Raw genomic sequence first — 18,204 nt, forward strand, 5'->3', positions numbered from 1 at the left:
CCAGCAGCAAAAAGAGGACAGAGCTAATGAAGCTCCGTCCTCCAATCGGGTGCCGTTTATTTCGAGCGATACAACGAGCCTGCGACCCCTTCCCGCTCCTGCTTCTGTCCTTGGGAGTGAAGATACAGCTCTTCGTAATACCCATGGGAATCCAGCAGTTCCTCATGGGTCCCTTGCTCCACGATTCGGCCTCTGCTCATGACCAAGATTCGGTCCGCCCCCATGATGGTGGATAAGCGGTGGGCAATGACAAGGGTCGTCCGCCCCTCGGCAACGAGCTGCAGCGCATTCTGGATGAGCTGCTCCGTGTGCGAATCCAGGTTGGCGGTCGCTTCGTCCAGAATGAGAATTTTAGGCTGGAACACGATGATTCGCGCGAAGGAGATCAGCTGCCGCTCGCCGGCGGACAAGCCGCTGCCCCGCTCCGACAGCCGGGTGTCATATCCCTCCTTCATCCTCCTGATGATTGAATCCGCGCCGATAAAGCGGCAAGCCTCGATCACCCGTTCCCTGGATATGTCCTCATCGAACAGCCGCACATTGTCCAGCACCGTTCCGGAGTAGAGATAGGGCTCCTGCTGCACAAGGCCCACGATCCGATGCAGATCGGACTGCGCCAGCTCCCGGATGTCGATTCCATCAATCCGAATGCTCCCTTCGTTCACGTCGTAGAAACGGCACAGCAGGCTAATGAGCGAGCTTTTTCCCGCGCCGGTGGTTCCGACGATCCCGATCATTTCCCCGGGTTGGATATGAAGATCCAAATCCCGAATGACCGGAGCCCCGCCTTCGTAACCGAACGTGACCCGGTCAAAGTCGACGCGGCCCTGAACCTTCGACTTCTCCATGGCCTCCGGCATGCGTCGATCCGTAACCTCAGGCTGAATCGCGAGCAGGCTCCATATCCGGTTAATCGCCACCGTCGCCGATTGCAGCGTATTCCACTGCTGGGTGATCGTATTGATCGGCTGGAAGAACAAACGGATATACGTAATAAAAGCATACAGCACGCCGAACTCCAGCGCCGTCCCCAGAACGGCTTGCCCGCCGAGCCACGTCACGAACGCAATCGCCAGGTTGTTCAATATTTCGTAGGAGCGGTTAAACAGCACATTGGTCCGGATCTCCCGGATGTTGGCTTTGAAATAAGAGTCGTTCCGCTCCTCGAACTGCTTCTCCTGCTCCTTCTGCTGATGGAACACTTGGATCAGGTTCATGCCTGATAGATTCTCCGCCACGAAAGCCACCAGCCGGGATAACCGCGTTCTCGCCATCTGATAGGTGTGGCGCATATACCGCCGGAACGCAATCGCGATCCCTGCAATGATCGGCAGCAGGATAAGGCAGTATAAGGTCAGCGTGACGTCCAGCTGGAACATCATCACCAGGATGAAGATCAGCGTGAAGCCGTCACGAAACAGGCTGAGCAGCACCTGGTTAAAAAACTGGTTGATCGCTTCGGTATCGCTGGATACATGCGTAATCAAGCTGCCGCTCGGCACCTTGTCGAAATACGACATCGACAGCCTCGAGAAATGGGCAAACAGCCGTTTGCGAATGCTCGCTACAATGCTCTGCCCCGCTTTTTGCAGCAAATTATTTTGCAGATAGGTAAACATCATGCTGAGCAGCGATAACGAAAAATAGATGCCGCAGATGATCATCAGGCTCTTGTAATCGTTCTTGCCGACCATCAGATTATCGTCGATCGCGATTTTCATCAGGTACGGCTGCAGCAGCTCTGCCGAGATGGCAATCAAGGTGCAGCCGATAAACCCGGCAAAGGTCAGCCGGTGTTCCTTCATATAACCCGACAAAGCCCGGAACGTGGAAATATACTTTGGCTTGGACTGCGGGGCGTTCAAATCCGCCTTCTGATCCAGCTGCCAATTGTTAATGGCCTGTGCCATGATGCTTCATCCCCTCTTCCTGAATGTCATGCAGCGTCCGGTACAGTCCGTCCGTAGACAGCAGTTCTTCATGCGTACCCCGCTGGACGATCTCTCCCTGATCCAGGACGATGATCTCATCGGCATGCTTCAATGCACTAATCCGGTGGGCAATGATGATCGTGGTCTTCCCCTGGCGGATATCGCGAATCGTCTCCATGATTTCCGTCTCCGTCACCGCATCGACGGCGCTTACGCTGTCATCCAGAATGAGGATGGGCGCATCCTTGATGATTCCCCGCGCCAGGCTTGTCCGCTGCCGCTGTCCGCCGGAAAGGGTAATGCCGCGCTCCCCTAAGCGGGTCTCGAACTTGTCCGGAAACTCCGCTATGTTGTCGTACACCCGTGCCTTTCGTGCCGCTTCCTCAACGACGGTCGGTTTCGTGTCCCTTCTATAGAAAGCAATATTCTCGCGGATGGTCGAGCTGAACAGGAAGCCGTCCTGGGGAACGTAAGCGATTCCTTCGCGCAGGCTTTTTAATGTAAGCTTCCGAATGTCCTCGCCGCCGATCAGCACCTTCCCCGGAGGCGGGTCGTAGGTGCGCAGCAGCAGCTTCATCAGCGTGGTTTTTCCGCTTCCCGTACGGCCGATAATGCCCAGCGTCGCGCCGGGCGGAACGCTCAGCCGAATGCCGCGCAGCACCTGCCTGAAACCTCCCTCATGGCCGTCCAAAGCATCGTAGGAAAAAGATAAATCCCGCACCTCAATGCCTGGATACTCCAGATTCAGCTTCTTGGCGCCAGGCAGTTCCTTAATGTCGGCCTGCTTATCAAGCAGATCGTTCAAGCGGTCAAGCGAGGCCCTCGCTCTCTGGACGACATTAATGACATTCCCGATCTGCTGCAGCGGGTTCATCAGCATGCGAATGTAAAGCGTCAATGCGACAAAGTTACCGACCGAGATGCGTCCCATGATCGTTAAGTAACCGCCGAATGAGAGGGCGATAATAAGCGAGGATGCGCCTAGAAACGGAATGATCGATTGAAAGAGCGACGACACGCGCACCAGCCGCAGCTGCTTGTCCCGAATACTGTCCACCGTCGCCCCGAAGCGCCGTTTCATCGTCTCTTCCACCGCAAACTTCTTCGTGACGCGAATCCCGCCGAACTGCTCCTCCGCCGACTCCGTCATCACGCCGAGCGCTTCCTGAACCTGAAGCGATCTTCTCCTGATGATCGGCCCGAGCCAGACAACGATGATCGGTATCAGCAGCAAAGGAACGATGCTTGCGGCCACCAGATACAGCGGAACATTCGTTATCAGCAGCATGACTATCGTGGAGACCAGCAGGATCGAGGCGTTTGCCGTCTGATTGATCCCCATCGAGATCGCTTCCCTTACCGTCGTCACGTCGTTCATGAAATAACTTAGCAGCTTGCCGACGCCGTTCTTGGAATAAAACCGCTCGCTGAGCCCCGTAAAATGGACAAACAGGCGGCGCCGGTTCATAAATTCGAAATAACGTCCCGTGTACATGACCAGAAACTGGCCGATCCCGCCGATGACGGCAAAGCCGACGCCGATACCCAGCAGCGTCCAGCTGTACTGCACAACGCCGCCGACCGACAATAAACCATCCTTCAATTCATCCGTGAAATTGCCCAGCACCCTCGGGAAATTCACGTGGATGATATTGGCTACCAAGTGACAGCAAATCGACAACACATAAAATGGCCACGTCTTCCTGAAAAAGTCTCCAAGTATTCGATGAGAGTCCAATGTCCCATATCACTTCCTGTCCTGTTATTGGATTATTCAGTCCGTTACGTTCCCCCTTCCATACGTTTGCTGTGATGCTCCCATATTAATAGGTTCTAGATATAAAGGAGTCCTCCTTCCTAAACCGCCTGATGTTTTATTTAAATTTAGACATAACGTCAATCAAGGTCATTTGAGTCCAATAATCTAAAGATAGAGCCGCGCCCATGGGGCGCGACTCCGGATAACGATATATTCTTACGCATGGCAAAATCCTGATCCGGTTTACGCCGAGCCGGCCAACCATACCGCGGGCTCGCCGGAATAGGTCAGCAGCAGCTTATGCATGGCCCGGGTACAGGCAATATAGAGCAAGCTTCGATCCATCTCGGTACGATAGTTTGCGGCGCCCGCAAAAGGAACGATAACCTGGTCGAATTCCAGCCCTTTGGCCATATGGGCGGAGGTAATCGTGATTCCCTCCTGAAAGCGGTCGCTGCTAAAATCGAGCAGGCTCACGTTGTCCGTTAACCCCCTGACCGACTCGTACACCTGCCGGGCTTGCGATGACGTTTTGCATATGATCCCCATCGTCTGCATCCCGGAATGCGGAAAGTTTCGGGTGAGCTCTTGAATGAACGCCAGCTCCTGCGCCGCATCATGACACCGGATCAGCAGCGGTTCTTCACCATGCCGCTCCACGGGAATCATGGTGCTGCGCGGATGGATCCGCTTTGCAAGCTTCATGATTTCCAGCGTGGAACGATAGCTTTTTACCAGTTCGATCGTATCGGCTTGGGGAAACACGCGCTGGATATCGGGCAGCGAGGTTGAAGTATACACGTTGACCGATTGGTTGCTGTCGCCGAGAATCGTCTTTTTGCAAGCAAACCATTTGGAGATGACGGCATACTGAATCGGAGTATAATCCTGCATTTCATCGACCAGCAGATGCTTTACCATATCGTAGGAGGCACTCCCTTCCAGATGCATCTTGAGGTAAATCAGCGGAAAAACGTCAGCGTATTCGATCGTTCTCCTCCCCTTCATGATGAACAGATCCGGTATGTTCCGATATGAGAAGAATGCCTTGTACAGGCTTAACGCATTTTGATATGTGAACATTTTTCGGATCGCGGCTTTGACTTTATTGGCTTCCGCCGAAGTCAGCCTCTCGCCGTCCTCCGTACGGGCCTGCCCCGACAGGACCGAGGCGGTCTTCTCCAATCGCTGCCTGACCGGCAAACTCATGGTGCCAAGGTATTTATCCATAACCTCCGAGGCCGGTATGAGCACCCCCTTCATCTGAATATCCGTAGGCTGGAAAAATTGCTGATCACCATATTCCAGATAAGCATCCAGCTCATGCACAAAATCCAAACCGGCCTTGTACCGGATCCGTTCGATGGCCTGCTCGTCATGGGCGTGTACGATTTCGTCCACCTGTTCGGAGAAGGTCTGGAACTGGCATAATCCTCGGAGCTCTTTCGCAGCAAGCTCCTCCATCGTGACCTCCATGATTTTCTCTTCGCCAAGCTCCGGCAGCACGCTCGATATATAATCCGAGAACACTTTATGCGGGGATATGATTAGCACGTTGCTGGAAGTCAAGGTTTCCTTATGGCGATACAGGAGAAAGGCCACCCTGTGCAGGGCCACCGAGGTTTTGCCCGAGCCTGCCGCTCCCTGAATGATCAGCTCATGCGCTGTTTCGTTTCGGATGATGGCATTTTGCTCCTGCTGGATGGTAGCCACGATATTCTTCATCTTCTCGTCCGAGTTGCTGCTGAGCTCCTTCTGCAGCACGTCGTCATTGATGTTCATGGAGCTCTCGATCATATATTCCATGTGGCCGTCTTTGATTTTATACTGCCTTTTGACGGTAATTTCGCCCTGCAGCCTCCCCATGGGCGCTTCATACGACGCAGGGCCGGCATTGTAATCATAAAACAGGCTGGCCACCGGCGAGCGCCAATCATAGATGAGATGCTCCTGACTCTCCGGGTTCGTGAACGAATGGGTGCCGATATAGTAGGCGCCTTCTTCTTCCTTCGGTTCATTCGTACGAAAATCCACCCTCCCAAAATAAGGCGAGGCAAGCAGCTTGCGCATCCTCTGGAGCCTGGCCGCCTGTTTCTCTCCGGTATCGATCGACAAAGAAATATCAACCCGGTTGGCCGCACGCTCCGCCGCATCCAATTGGGCCATGTTGACCCACAGGTATTTCTTGGCTTCAATGATATCCTTATACGAATCGGACACCTTCCCCTCTAATTCCTCCGATGCCCGTTGAAGCTCCTTTAATACCAATGCAAGATATTCCCGCTCTGCGTTTTCGTTTGGATTCAGCACTCCGATTTCCCCCTCTTCGCTAAAGAATAGCTCTAAGTATAGGGGTTTCCCGAAAAAAATATAGACTTATACTTTCCGTTGTAGTATTGTGTATTTATCGTGGGTCCAAAAATAGCGATACGATGGACATAGACTGCAAATTACGTACCATAGATAAAAACCAGGCTGCATGTTCATGCAGGCCTGGTTTTTTTGTGCTTGTTACCGCTCGTTTTTCGTCTGGTACAGATAAAGCGTAAGCGGGGCAAATATCCCCATAAACAGCACGCAGACTCCGATTCCGGTCATGATCACGGCCGGGCCTGCCGTACCGCTCATCAGCGCCCTGACGGTGGTTGCCGCCATACTGACGGGATTCAGATCAATGAGGGTCGCTGTCCATTTCGGCATCGTCGACGAATCCACCAGAATGCTGCTGGCGAACAGCAGCGGATATATCGCGATCATGCTGGACCCCGACACCGTCTCCGGCCGCTTGGCCACGACGCCGACCAGCGCAAATATCCAGCTGACGCTGAAGGCAAACAACAGGATGAAGGCTATGGCGCACAACACCTGAACGGCACTGCCTTCGGGGCGGAAACCCAGCGCCACGCCCGTACCGAGGGCAGCAGTAACGCCGGCCGCATAACGCAGCCCATCCGTAAGGATGGAGCCAATCACGGATGCGGGCTGCCAGAAGGGCAGCGTTCGGAAACGATTGTACACCCCTTTGGTAATATCCGAGCATATCGTGGTTCCGCTGTACACTGTCATGGGAACGACCGTCAGGATCAGGATGCCGGGCAAGAGGAATTGAATATAAGCCCCGGTTGACCCGGCCATGGCACCGCCGAACAGGTAACTGAAGATGAGCAGCAGCAGAACCGGCGACAGAACCGCATCCATCACCAGACCAAACCCGTTATGCTTGGTATGCTGCCAGGTTCTCCACATAAAGATTCGGATCGACGTCAGGATAGAGGGAGGATCGATGACCGCTCGCCGAACCGTCGGCAAGCCGTCCTTATTCGCTGTCGCTGTATGCTGGTTTGCACTCATGGAGCGCCTCCTTTCGACTTTGCGTCGGTCAGGGACAGAAAGACCTCATCCAGACTCGGCTCGCTTAAGGCAAAATAGTCAATGGCGAACCCGTTCTCCATCAGCGTATGGATGGCCTGATGGGCAGCAATCGCATCCTTCACCGGGATCTTATGTACCAACGGATGATCGTCCTGCAATACGGTCAGGGCGTGCGCCTCGTATAACCACGTACCCAATTTATCCCGATCGGCCTGCTCGTTGAATTGGACGGTTAACGTCCTGTCGCCAATCGAAGCCTTCAATTGCCGGGGCGTCCCTTCGGCTATCAGGTTCCCTTTATCCATCACGGCAATCCGGTCCGCCAGTTGATCAGCTTCCTCCAAGTATTGGGTTGTGAGCAGCACCGTTGTCCCCCGTTTCAAGAGCGACCTTACAACATCCCACACTTGAACACGGCTTTGCGGGTCCAGTCCCGTCGTCGGCTCATCCAGAAAAATAACATCGGGCTCGGTAACGATACTGGCGGCAATATCCAGCCGCCTCCGCATCCCGCCGGAGTAATGCTGCACCGCGCGATCCTTCGCTTCGCTGAGTCCGAAGGCTTCGATCAGCTCCTCGCTTACGGACCGGGCCGCTTTTGCCGAATGACCGTAAAGCCTGGAGATCAGCTTTAAATTCTGAAGACCGGAGAGTCCTTCATCCAGTGCCGCAAACTGGCCCGTCAAGCTAATCCTTCTCCGAACGTTTCGGGCATGGCCCACGATATCAAATCCGGCTACGCTGGCGCACCCGCCATCCGGCTTTATCAAGGTGGATAACATATGGATGGTGGTTGTTTTTCCGGCGCCGTTCGGACCTAACAAGGCAAAGAGCCCTCCTTGTTCGACTCGCAGATCGATTCCTCGAACGACCTCCGTTCCGTTATAGGATTTACGAAGCCCTTTCGTTTCAATGGCGTAAGACAAGTATCACATTCCCTTCTCTTCCTTTATCATCGCGGTCTCCATCATCTTAAGAAGGCCCGCTCTTAAAAATCGTCCAGATGATCACGGACCCAATCGGCAAGCGTTGCTGCCGGCCGCCCCGTGACCTCCTCCACCGTCGGCAGTACCGTATAACCGATCTCGGGCGGATTTTTTCCCATTTGCACAAAAAACTCAATCGACTCTTCGTCGTAGCCCTGCTCTCTCCATTGCTCTCTCGCCTGTTCCTCGGTCAGTTCGACAAAACGGATCGCCTTGCCTGTTACCTCGCTTATGATCCGAACCGCTTCCGTTCGCGAGAGGGCCTCCGGTCCCGTAAGGAAATATTCTTGGCCATGGTGACCTTCCTCCAGAAGTGCGGCAACGGCCACGCGAGCGATATCGGCTTCATGGATTCTCGCACTCAACGCATGGCCGAACGGCTCGCGGACAACGCCTTCGTCACGGATCGATTCCTGCCAATCGGTCCGTATATTCGCCATAAACTCACCGGGCTTGAGCAGGGTCCATTCCATTCCGCTGTTTCGCAGAGCTGCTTCTACGGGACCTTCTTCATAGCCCACCAATACCGTTACCCGCTTTACGCCCGCCTTCTCGGCCAGCTCGATAATCCGCGGATCCGTCTGAAGGGTTCCGTAAGCCTCATCGCTGGAAATGATCAGATGCATCGCGGTTACGCCTTGCAGGGCGGGGATCAGACTATCCGGGTCATTGAGATTGCCGGCATACATCTGAACGCCCTCGGGCACTTTCGCCTGCTGCGGATGGCGTGAGATCGCTCTCACTTCGTTTCCTTGCAGCACAAGCTGCTGCACGATGTGTTTTCCAACGGTTCCGGTAGCGCCTGTTATTAAAATGGTCATATGGAAATCCTCCTTGTGCGTTGATTAAAGGTACGCGTATATTTGTTGCGTCATGGTTCGTAACGTTTACGGATGTCCTCCAGCTCTTTCAGCAAATCTTCCTTAAGCTCCGGCGGCGAGAGGATCTCCACCTTGGCACCGTAGCTTAGGATCACCGAGACAGCATACGCTTTGGTGTAGAAGATGGTTTGGACATCCAAGCATCCCTCGCTGGAGGCGCATGCATCCGGAAACTGCTCGATCACCCGCGGACCGGCGGACGGATCGAAACGAAGATGCGCCTCAATTCCCTGCACTTCCTCTTGCTCCTCCCGCTCCAAGCCCTCTCTTCGGAGGAACGTGTTCTCGGATATTTCAAGACCGGTTATGCGAGATACCCTGAAAATTCGCTTCGACTGCTGGAGCAAGCAGTAAGCCTCCAAATACCAGACGCCTTGTTCCCAGTACAGCTGCAGCGGCTCCACTTGCCGCTCTGAGCGGCTGCCGGATGCGCTGGTATAATGAAGGGTTATCAGGTTCGAGCCTTCAATGGCTTTCAACATTTGCCGGACCCATGTCCGCTCATGTTCCGACGTGCTCATCTCGACTATGATTTGTTCATGACATCCTCCGTTCAACAGGGCAGGCTGCAGGGTTCCGAGCTTATTCATGATCGCTGTATATCTCCCTTTCACAGTCCCTTCGATGCCCTTTAAGAGATTATAGATAGCCAAAAAGTCATCCACGGAGAAGTGCTGCCTCGTCAGGTAGAACCCGCTCATCAGTTCAAACCCGCCATCCGCACCGGGATAGGAAGCGATTGGAATGCCGGCCTGATTGATGAGGTCCACATCGCGGTAAATCGTGCGAACCGAAACCTCGTACCTAGCAGCCAGCGCCGTGGCGGTCACTCTTCTTTTGGTCAACAATTCCATCGTAATGCCAAGCAGCCGGTCCAGCTTCATCGTTTACACTCCTTGCGTTTTCGTCCTTTTTGACTTCTGAATCGAATGTTAAACCATAAATCCTGACATCTAGCATGTCAGGATTAAATTACGTTCCCGTTGAAATAGGGATTATTTTTATGAAAAGCAGTAGATGAGGCGGGACAACAAAAAAAGCTCCGTATCACGGAGCTTCCTGCATAGATTATATCATATTCAGACGGTCTCACTGCTGCTGAAGCCATCGGATGGCAGCAAGCTTTTCCCGCTGCTATAACGAACGGCAACATGTTGCGGTTTTACGCTTTCCACTCGACCCATTGGCCATCCTGCGGAATTTCGATTCGCGAGCCAAGGCCTTCAGCTGCCAGACGACCGGACAGCGCTTCTCTTGTCACTAGGCAGTGGTTGATGGCTTCCATATGGACCGCAACGGCCTTCGTATATGGAGCATACCGCAGCAGTTCGATCACATCGTCCTCATCCATGATGATCGGGTCCCCCGCGAGAAACCGGGCTCCGCCGGCATTGACAACCGTCATATCGGGCTTATGTGCATCGAGCGCTTCTTCCACTTCATCGCACCAGATGGTATCGCCCGCTATATAAAGCGTCGGGTGTCCTTCTGCTTTCAGAATAAAGCCGGATACCTGCCCCATCATCTGGCCGATCTCACCGGTTCCATGCCGGCCGCCGGTTCGGATGATCGAGATTCCTTCATATTCCAAGGATTCCGATACTGCCGTCACGGACGCAAAACCCTGTGATGATATGGTATCCTCATCTCCCGGTTGGCACAGAATCGGCGTTGACTTCGGCAGTGCGTCGATCGCGTCTTGATCCCAGTGATCCGGGTGCAGGTGCGTGACCAGCACCGCGTTCGGACGGAGCTTGTCAGCCATGGAGAACGGCAGCGGGACAAGCGGATTCCGTCTGTCATTCGCGGAGTTGAAGACGGGCGGGTTCGCCTTGGCATCGCTAAACATCGGATCGACCAGCAGTTCAAGATGGGCGTACTGTATTCTTAACGTAGCATTACGTATAAGCTGAAGTTTCACTTTCATTTCCCCTTTGTTTCAATTAATATGGTTCTTAAACCCATTATAGAGATCGCTATAATTCCTGCCTACGGCTTCGTGAAAGGAATTAGGGGAACTCACTTTCATCGTGAAAGGAACATTCGCATGCCAAGCGCTCATGAATTCGACGAAGTCGATCTTCGCATATTGCAGCACCTGCTCGAGGATGCAAGCCTGTCTCACAAAGCGATCGGACAGCGGGTGCATTTGACGGGACAAGCCGTCGGGGCCCGCGTTCGCAAGCTGCAGGATCTGGGTGTCATTGAAGGCTTTACGCTTCGTTGGAATCCGGACAAAATCGGTCTGACCGTACACGCTTTTGTCACCGTGTTCTTGGCGTTACATACGGCTCACTCTCCTTTCCTGTCCTTTATTCAGTCGCACGACATGGTCGCCGAAACCCACCGCGTCAGCGGTGAGGGCTGTTATTGGCTCAGGGTACGGGCGGGTTCGCCCAAGGATTTGAACGATTTTCTGGAAGAGCTTCTGAAGTACGGGAATTATAAAGTCAGCCTGTCCATTGACCAGGTCAAATAAAAAAGAAGAAGCGGGCTGTCCCCAGGATCAGCCCGCTTCTTCTTTTAAATCTATTCTGAATTTTTCATATGATGAAATTTAAATATAATTCCGTTTATTTTACCGCGTTTTCTTCAGCCATCAATTCCCGCGCATATTCGTTCAGATTGATGGACCGGCCTTGATTCAGCCTTGATTTCTCCGCTGAGAACGCGATAAGATGGCTCCGCACGGAGGCGCTTGCCGACGTCAGGCTCTCCTGTCCATTATAGCTCCGAACCTCTCTCAGGAAGCTGGCCACGATCCCGCTGTCGCCCCCGCCATGTCCGCTGGATTGCGAAGGAATCGTAATCTCCGTCTTCTGACCGGTCAGGAAATCGTATACCGTGATCTTGCCTTCCTCTCCCCGAAGCTCGCCGCGGGTACCCATAATTTGGATTCTGCGCTCCTGTTCATGCGTAAATCCGCACATGCTGAACATCGCGGTGGCCCCGCCCTCAAACTCCATATTGACGACCTGATGATCAACGACGTTGTTATCGCTCCGATATACGCAGCGGCCATAGTCCGTCTCGCGAAGCCCCTGAATAATGTTCGGCTTGGTCAGCTCCTGGGTAAAATGCCTTGCCCAGCCCTTGTACTCATCGCTCAAGTAAAACCGGGGAGCGGAATAGGGACAGACGGGTTCCACTTTGCAATCCAGGCATCGGTCCCCCGAGCCTTCGGGCGCCTGGTCCTCACGAAAATGCATCAGCGAGCCAAACGAAGTGACCTGCGTGCAGGGACGGTCCATCAACCAAGACAGCACATCCATGTCATGGCACGATTTGGCCAGAATCATCGGGCTTGCCTTGTCGGAGTTATTCCAATTCCCCCGCACAAAGCTGTGCGCCATATGCCAATATCCCACGTTCTCGTTCAACTGGATCGAAGCCACCTCGCCGATGGTCCCTTCCTGAAGCACGCGTTTAATGGCACTCCAAAAGGGGGTATACCTCAGCACATGGCATATGGTCAAAAGCCTGTTGTTACGGATGGCGGCCTGCTCCATCTCCAGGCATTCCTTCGGTTCCGGGGACATCGGCTTCTCCAAAAGCACGTGATACTGTTTCTCCAAGGCCTGCATGGTTGGGCCATAGTGCATACGGTCCTGCGTACAAATGACGGCGATATCGGCAAGCCGGGCCTCGGCCAGCAGCGGTTCCCAGGTTTCGTAACACCGCTCCGGCGGGATGCCATGCTCCTCGGCAAATCGGGTGCGCCGCGCCGGATCGGCCTCGGCTACGGCCACGAAGGCCAGTTCATGCGGGTAGTCCAGGGCATAGGGGGCATACCCCCCGGCGCCGCGCGCGCCTGCCCCGATCAATATGGCTTTCAATTGTGTCATCTCATGTCGCTCCTTTAATGTTCTGGTAATTGTCTTATTCGGTATATCGGTCGGCCGCGGATTGATAAATGGACAGATAGCGCTCCGACCCCATCTTTTGCAGGTTAGCGACATACTGGTCCCAGTTATCAAAAGACTCGTTGCCGGCTATGAATTTGTCCCGCATCTCGTCCACGTACGTGTGAATGTCGGTCTGGATTCCGGTAAGCTCGGACTGCTCATCGGCCGTAAAGTTAAACGGCGGCCAGACCTTGTCTTGAGGGATGACGTACGGCTCGGCTTTCTTTGCGTTTTCTACGGACGTCGGCAGGCCTTCCGCTCCCTTGAAATATTTCTGCGTCACGAAGCCCGGATAATATCCGCCGGGCCATATCAGATACTGCCCGACCGCTTGGTCCAGGTTGAGACCCTCCGGATTGTTCTTGATTTCGTCCACGTAATCCACATTACCGGCCGCATCTTCCTTATACGTTTCGTCTTTCCAGCCCATGAAGAACATGCGGATGCCTTCGTCGCTGTAGAAATAATCCATCCAGCGGATCAGCGCGGCCGGATTCTTCGCTTTATCGGTCAGGACAAACATCCCGATGTTCCCCAGCGGGGAGCCTGTAGCGCTGAACATCTGATCGCCGTGCGGCCCCTTCAATACCGGAAGCCCCACATAACCCTCCTGGTTGTAGATGGCGACCGGGTCCACGTTATCGACAACGCCGAGAAGGCCTTCCACGCCTTTAGCGTCCACCTCCGTGCTCTTCACGGACATGATATCCTGCTCCAGCAGGCCGTCCTTATACAGTTTGTTCACGAATTGAAGCAGTTCCTTGTATCTTGGATCCGTCGGAATGAACCGGACCTTCCCGCTCGCCGGGTCGGTATCCACGTTAATGTTCGAGGTTCCGTGATAATTAAGGCCGAACGAACCCCGCAAATAGTTGACGATGCCGGCGGTTCCTACGCCACCCCAAGCATATTCATCCTTCTGGCCGTTGCCGTTCGGATCCTTCTCCTTGAACGCCTTCAACATATCGTAGAATTCATCCAGCGTCTGCGGCTCTTGAAGCCCAAGCTTGGTCAACCACTCCGTCTTCACCCACGGCGTTCCGTACAGCACGGACCGGAATTCCGGGTCATACAGCGTCGGCAGCCCGTAAATGTTGCCGTCCGGCATCGTAATCCCCTTCTCGATGACCGGATATTTCTCCATCAACGCTTTAAAATTCGGCGCGTATTGATTTATCAGGTCATTCAACGGGATAAAAGCGCCCTGCTTGCCATACTTCAGCAAATCCGCCCTCGGGAATGCGGAAGCATAGAACATCTCCGGATAATCGCCGCCGGCAAGCAGCAGGTTGCGTTTTTCGGCCAAATTGTCTTTATGCACCGTGTCCCACTGCACCTTGATATTGGTCATTTTCTCATATTCCTGCCACAGTTTGATGTTGTTCCAGTCGGCATTGGCAAAGAACTTTCCGGCAAAGCCGGTCACCGTCATCTTGTCGTCGACAATCGGAAATCCCGTTTCATTTATCGCGGCTTTCCCTTCATCGGCCGAGTCCGTTCCGCCCGAACCCTTCGGGCTGCAGCCCGCCGCCAGCGATACCGACAACATGCAGGTCAACAGAAAACTTCCCCATTGCTTCAGCTTCATCCGTAATCCTCCCCTTTATCGTGTTCCATCCATTTATCCATGCAAGGAATTTATCCTTTGATGGCCCCGATCATCACGCCTTTGACAAAATATCGCTGCAGGAACGGATAGAGCGCCAGCACCGGAATATTGGCCACGACCAACACCGCGTACTTGATGCCCTCCACTTCCCTTTGCTGCTTGATCGCCGATTCGGTCGACATTTTGACCATGTCGTTCGTTTGTCCCTGAATCAGGATTTCGCGCAGGATGAGCTGCAGCGGAAATTTATCTTTGTCCGACAGATACAACAGTGCATTGAAGAACGCATTCCAATGACCGACCGCATAGAAGAGAATGGTCACCGCGATAATCGGCATGGACAACGGCAATATGATCCGGGTCAATATTTTGATGTTCGAGCAGCCGTCGATGGTCGCGGCCTCCTGCAGCTCGCCGGGAATGGACTGCTGAAAGAAGGTGCGCATGATGATGATGTTCCAGATGGATACGGCATTCGGGATAATCATGACCCAGAGCGTGTTCAGCATGCCGAGGTTCTTGATCAGCAAATACGTCGGAATAAGCCCTCCGCTGAAAAACATCGTGAAAACCAATAGTGCCATGATGGCATTTCGCCCGACAAAATCCTTCCGCGACAGCGGATAGGCCGCAAGAATGGTCATCGTGAGGTTGATGAACGTGCCCAGCGATGTGTACACCAGCGTGTTGGTAAAGCCGCTGATGATATCCTGGTTCTGGAATATTTTCGCGTAGGAATTCAGGTTGACTCCCTTTGGCCACAACAGCATCTCGCCCCGCAGAACCGCCTGCGGGTCGCTAAACGATGCGCTGAGCACAAAAAGCAGCGGGTACATGACGATGATGGTGACCAGAATCAGAATCGCATAGTTGATGACATTAAAAATACGGTCCCCTCTGGATTCAATTTGCATGGTTCGATGCTCCCCTCTTTACCAAAGACTTGTTTCGCTAACCCGCTTCGAAATAAAGTTCACCGCAACCAGCAGAATGAAATTGATGACGGAATTGAACAATCCGATCGCCGCGGAGAAGCTGTACTCGGCATTCTGGATCCCCATTCGGTAGACATAGGTGGCTATAATGTCGGAGCTCTCCATATTCAGGTTGTTTTGCATCAGGAGCACCTTCTCGAACCCGATGCCCATAATGCTGCCCATGTTCAGGATCAAGAGGATGATGATCGTTGGCATGATGCCCGGGATGTTAATATGCCATATGCGCTGAAGCCTGGTCGCACCATCGACACGCGCGGCTTCGTGCAGCTGGTTGTCAATGCCGGCAAGGGCAGCCAAATAAATAATGGAGCTCCAGCCCATGGTCTGCCATACATCCGACAGCACGTACAGGGACTTGAACCAGGAGGGCTCCGTCATGAAATTGATCGGCTGGCCTCCAAACATTTCAATGAAATGGTTGATGATGCCGTAACGGGGGGACAGGAAGATCATCATCATCCCGACAACGACCACGGTAGAAAGAAAGTGAGGAGCATAGGTGATGGTCTGCACGAATTTCTTGAAACGTTCGGCCCGTATCTCATTCATGAGCAATGCCAGAATAATCGGGATCGGAAAACCGACGGCCAGGCTGTATAAACCGATGCCCAGCGTGTTCTTGATCAAGCGCCAGAAATAATAGCTGTTGAAAAATCGGTCAAAGTGCTCAAAGCCGACCCACGGACTGCCCCATATCCCTTGCGTTGCAATAAAGTCCTTAAAGGCGATCTGGATGCCGTACATCGGAACGTACTGGAACAGGACGTAATAGGCGATGACCGGTGAAATCAGAGCATAAAGCTGCCAATTACGAAGGATGCGATTCCACATGAAGCGCTTACGCTTCGTATCGGAAACCGCTTTTGCTGCGGGCTGCAGGGTCGTATTTGCCAATGAGCATCACCTCGGTATGTATTGGTTAATCTAGAAACGCCAACAAAACAAACAATTACATTCCATGGTCCCCCTGCTCAACCGGATTCCTTCTGGGGATCGTGTTCTCTTCCTATGGATCCAGCGGGTAAAGCACTCGGTTTACGATTTCCCTCCTTTGCTCCGTTATCGTCATCTGACAAAACGACAACCGCATTAAGGCTCAGTTATTCAATGCGGCATTCCAGGAATTCCATGTCATAAATAATGACACCTTCTGAGTTTATAAACAAAATCCGATGGAGTCGGACGTTATTCTAGTGATTTGGAATTATTTTTGGACAATATCATGTTATATTTGGATTTATTTTGGATAGATATCGATACTTGCATGAGTTTGAACTTGCAAACCGAAGGGTCTTCAACTTCTCTACGGGGAATATTTTGTATCATTATATTACCTTTATATAAAAGGAATGAAAACGCAATCAAATATATGAATGGCATGATACAGGCGTTGATTACCTAACTCCAAAAAAGGAAGATTCAGCGCCAAACACCTCATTGATTTTCACTCATAATAATATAGGCATTTGGCAAAGTCAAACACTTTTTTGGATCTTTTTGGCGTGAAATGATTTATTTTTTGGTGAGCAACAGCAAAAAACAGCCGCCGGTTTTCAAGCCGACGGCTGTTTGATCATTTTCTCTCTTCTTCATATGTCAGTTAATTAAACATGATAAGTTATATTTTACTCGTTTCGGGTAAATCTGGAGGATTCCCGCACAATCAATGAGCATGGCAGCAATATCTTGGTTGCCATCGGGAAATGGCCATCCAAATAATCCACAATCGATTTGGCCGCTACCCTGCCGATTTCGTATTTGGGAACGGATACGGAGGACAGCGGCGGCGTTGTATACTGGGCCACATCGATGTTATCCATTCCTACGATCGCGATATCCTCCGGTATGCGGCCGCCGTTCTCGACGACGGCCCGCATGGCTGGAATGGCAAGCATGTCGCTTGCACAAAAAACTGCCGTCGGCCATTGCCCTTTGGGAAGCCCTCCCAATAGCTCGGACAACTTACTGAAGCTTCGATCCACGTTCCAACCGGTGTTCATCTGCCACTCCTCGCGCACCTCCAAGTTGGCCTCGAGCATAGCGAATTTGTATCCGACATACCGTTCCTCGCTTTCCATCTGCTTGGAATATGCGGGGCCTCCGATATAAGCGATCCGCGAATGCCCTTGGTCGATCAGGTGGCGTACGGCTGCCCTCGCCGATAGGATCCGGTCACAGTCTACTACCGGGACGTTCAGCCGGTCATCATTCAAACTCACGCCCATGATGGCAACTCCGGCCTGCTGCATCAGCTCAAACAGCTCCTTGTCGTACCAGCTGATGGCTACAATACCCTGCGCTCCCGTCTCCCTCAGCATGAGCCGTATCCGATCCGCATCCCCGACCTCTTCGCATGTGCGGACGATAGCCGGGGGCTGGCCCAGCTCCTCCATTTTTTTATGAAAACCGGCTAGAACCGTTGAAAAATACGGGTGATCGTCCATCAGATGTTGGGGGACGACACAGACAACCCGTTTGTCGGCCGTATTGTAAGCATGTACGCTTCGGGGTGGTTCATGTAGTTTATAACCGAGTTCAAGCGCCGCTTCCCGAATTTTCTGCTTGGTTTCTTCATTGACCGGACGGTTAGCATCGTTGCTGATGGCCCGCGAAACCGTGGATATGGATACGCCGACCCTTTCGGCGATATCTTTAAGCTTAGCCAATCGATCTCCTCCTCCTGCAAAATTTGGAACCAAATTTTCCGCTATCATTGATCATAGCATAAACGTTCCGGTTGGAGGGCGTCAAATGGATGTCCAT

At 52.9% G+C, this 18,204-nt stretch carries 14 protein-coding genes; 1 reads left to right on the forward strand and 13 read right to left on the reverse strand.

Translation table 11 applies throughout. The features are described 5' to 3' along the window. Nucleotides 1-56 precede the first annotated feature (56 nt). The 8 genes from P0X86_RS24190 to P0X86_RS24225 all read right to left on the reverse strand — a co-directional run bounded on the left by P0X86_RS24190 (nt 57) and on the right by P0X86_RS24225 (nt 10,850). A complete protein-coding gene (locus P0X86_RS24190; RefSeq protein ID WP_277746663.1) occupies nt 57-1,910 on the reverse strand; it encodes an ABC transporter ATP-binding protein in 1,854 nt (617 codons plus the stop codon). After that, a complete protein-coding gene (locus P0X86_RS24195; RefSeq protein WP_277746664.1) occupies nt 1,894-3,669 on the reverse strand; it encodes an ABC transporter ATP-binding protein in 1,776 nt (591 codons plus the stop codon). The genes P0X86_RS24190 and P0X86_RS24195 overlap by 17 nt, the downstream gene beginning before the upstream one ends. A gap of 264 nt (nt 3,670-3,933) precedes the next feature. After that, the gene (locus P0X86_RS24200; protein WP_277746665.1) at nt 3,934-6,000 is read right to left on the reverse strand and encodes a HelD family protein; all 2,067 of its coding nucleotides are present in this window, start codon (nt 5,998-6,000) and stop codon (nt 3,934-3,936) included. A gap of 201 nt (nt 6,001-6,201) precedes the next feature. Next, on the reverse strand, nt 6,202-7,041 hold the full coding sequence (locus P0X86_RS24205; protein WP_277746666.1) for an ABC transporter permease: 840 nt from the start codon (nt 7,039-7,041) through the stop codon (nt 6,202-6,204). Beyond that, complete coding sequence (locus tag P0X86_RS24210) at nt 7,038-7,988, reverse strand: ATP-binding cassette domain-containing protein (protein WP_096776144.1); 951 nt, start codon at nt 7,986-7,988, stop codon at nt 7,038-7,040. The genes P0X86_RS24205 and P0X86_RS24210 overlap by 4 nt, the downstream gene beginning before the upstream one ends. Before the next feature lie 62 nt (nt 7,989-8,050). Further along, nucleotides 8,051-8,869 (reverse strand): NAD(P)H-binding protein, encoded by an 819-nt coding sequence (locus P0X86_RS24215; RefSeq protein ID WP_096776145.1) that lies wholly within the window; start codon nt 8,867-8,869, stop codon nt 8,051-8,053. A 50-nt stretch (nt 8,870-8,919) separates the two neighbouring features. Further along, nucleotides 8,920-9,813 (reverse strand): helix-turn-helix transcriptional regulator, encoded by an 894-nt coding sequence (locus P0X86_RS24220; protein ID WP_192570958.1) that lies wholly within the window; start codon nt 9,811-9,813, stop codon nt 8,920-8,922. A 278-nt stretch (nt 9,814-10,091) separates the two neighbouring features. Then, complete coding sequence (locus tag P0X86_RS24225) at nt 10,092-10,850, reverse strand: MBL fold metallo-hydrolase (RefSeq protein WP_213579449.1); 759 nt, start codon at nt 10,848-10,850, stop codon at nt 10,092-10,094. Between the two features lie 126 nt (nt 10,851-10,976). Between P0X86_RS24225 and P0X86_RS24230 the strand changes: the two genes are divergently transcribed. Next, a complete protein-coding gene (locus tag P0X86_RS24230; RefSeq protein ID WP_036660077.1) occupies nt 10,977-11,408 on the forward strand; it encodes an Lrp/AsnC family transcriptional regulator in 432 nt (143 codons plus the stop codon). 94 nt (nt 11,409-11,502) lie between these two features. Here the strand turns inward: P0X86_RS24230 and P0X86_RS24235 are convergent, their stop codons facing one another. From P0X86_RS24235 to P0X86_RS24255, 5 genes are all read right to left on the reverse strand, one after another. Further along, nucleotides 11,503-12,774 (reverse strand): Gfo/Idh/MocA family protein, encoded by a 1,272-nt coding sequence (locus P0X86_RS24235; RefSeq protein ID WP_277746667.1) that lies wholly within the window; start codon nt 12,772-12,774, stop codon nt 11,503-11,505. A 34-nt stretch (nt 12,775-12,808) separates the two neighbouring features. Then, the gene (locus P0X86_RS24240) at nt 12,809-14,422 is read right to left on the reverse strand and encodes an extracellular solute-binding protein (RefSeq protein ID WP_090909321.1); all 1,614 of its coding nucleotides are present in this window, start codon (nt 14,420-14,422) and stop codon (nt 12,809-12,811) included. Nucleotides 14,423-14,472: 50 nt separating this feature from the next. Next, nucleotides 14,473-15,357, reverse strand: a complete 885-nt coding sequence (locus P0X86_RS24245) for a carbohydrate ABC transporter permease (RefSeq protein ID WP_036660074.1) — start codon at nt 15,355-15,357, stop codon at nt 14,473-14,475. 18 nt (nt 15,358-15,375) lie between these two features. After that, nucleotides 15,376-16,335 (reverse strand): ABC transporter permease, encoded by a 960-nt coding sequence (locus P0X86_RS24250; protein ID WP_192570954.1) that lies wholly within the window; start codon nt 16,333-16,335, stop codon nt 15,376-15,378. Between the two features lie 731 nt (nt 16,336-17,066). Then, nucleotides 17,067-18,107 (reverse strand): LacI family DNA-binding transcriptional regulator, encoded by a 1,041-nt coding sequence (locus tag P0X86_RS24255; RefSeq protein WP_096776151.1) that lies wholly within the window; start codon nt 18,105-18,107, stop codon nt 17,067-17,069. Nucleotides 18,108-18,204 lie beyond the last annotated feature (97 nt).

The organism is Paenibacillus sp. BR1-192 (genome assembly GCF_029542445.1).
Lineage (GTDB): Bacteria > Bacillota > Bacilli > Paenibacillales > Paenibacillaceae > Paenibacillus_AQ > Paenibacillus_AQ lautus_A.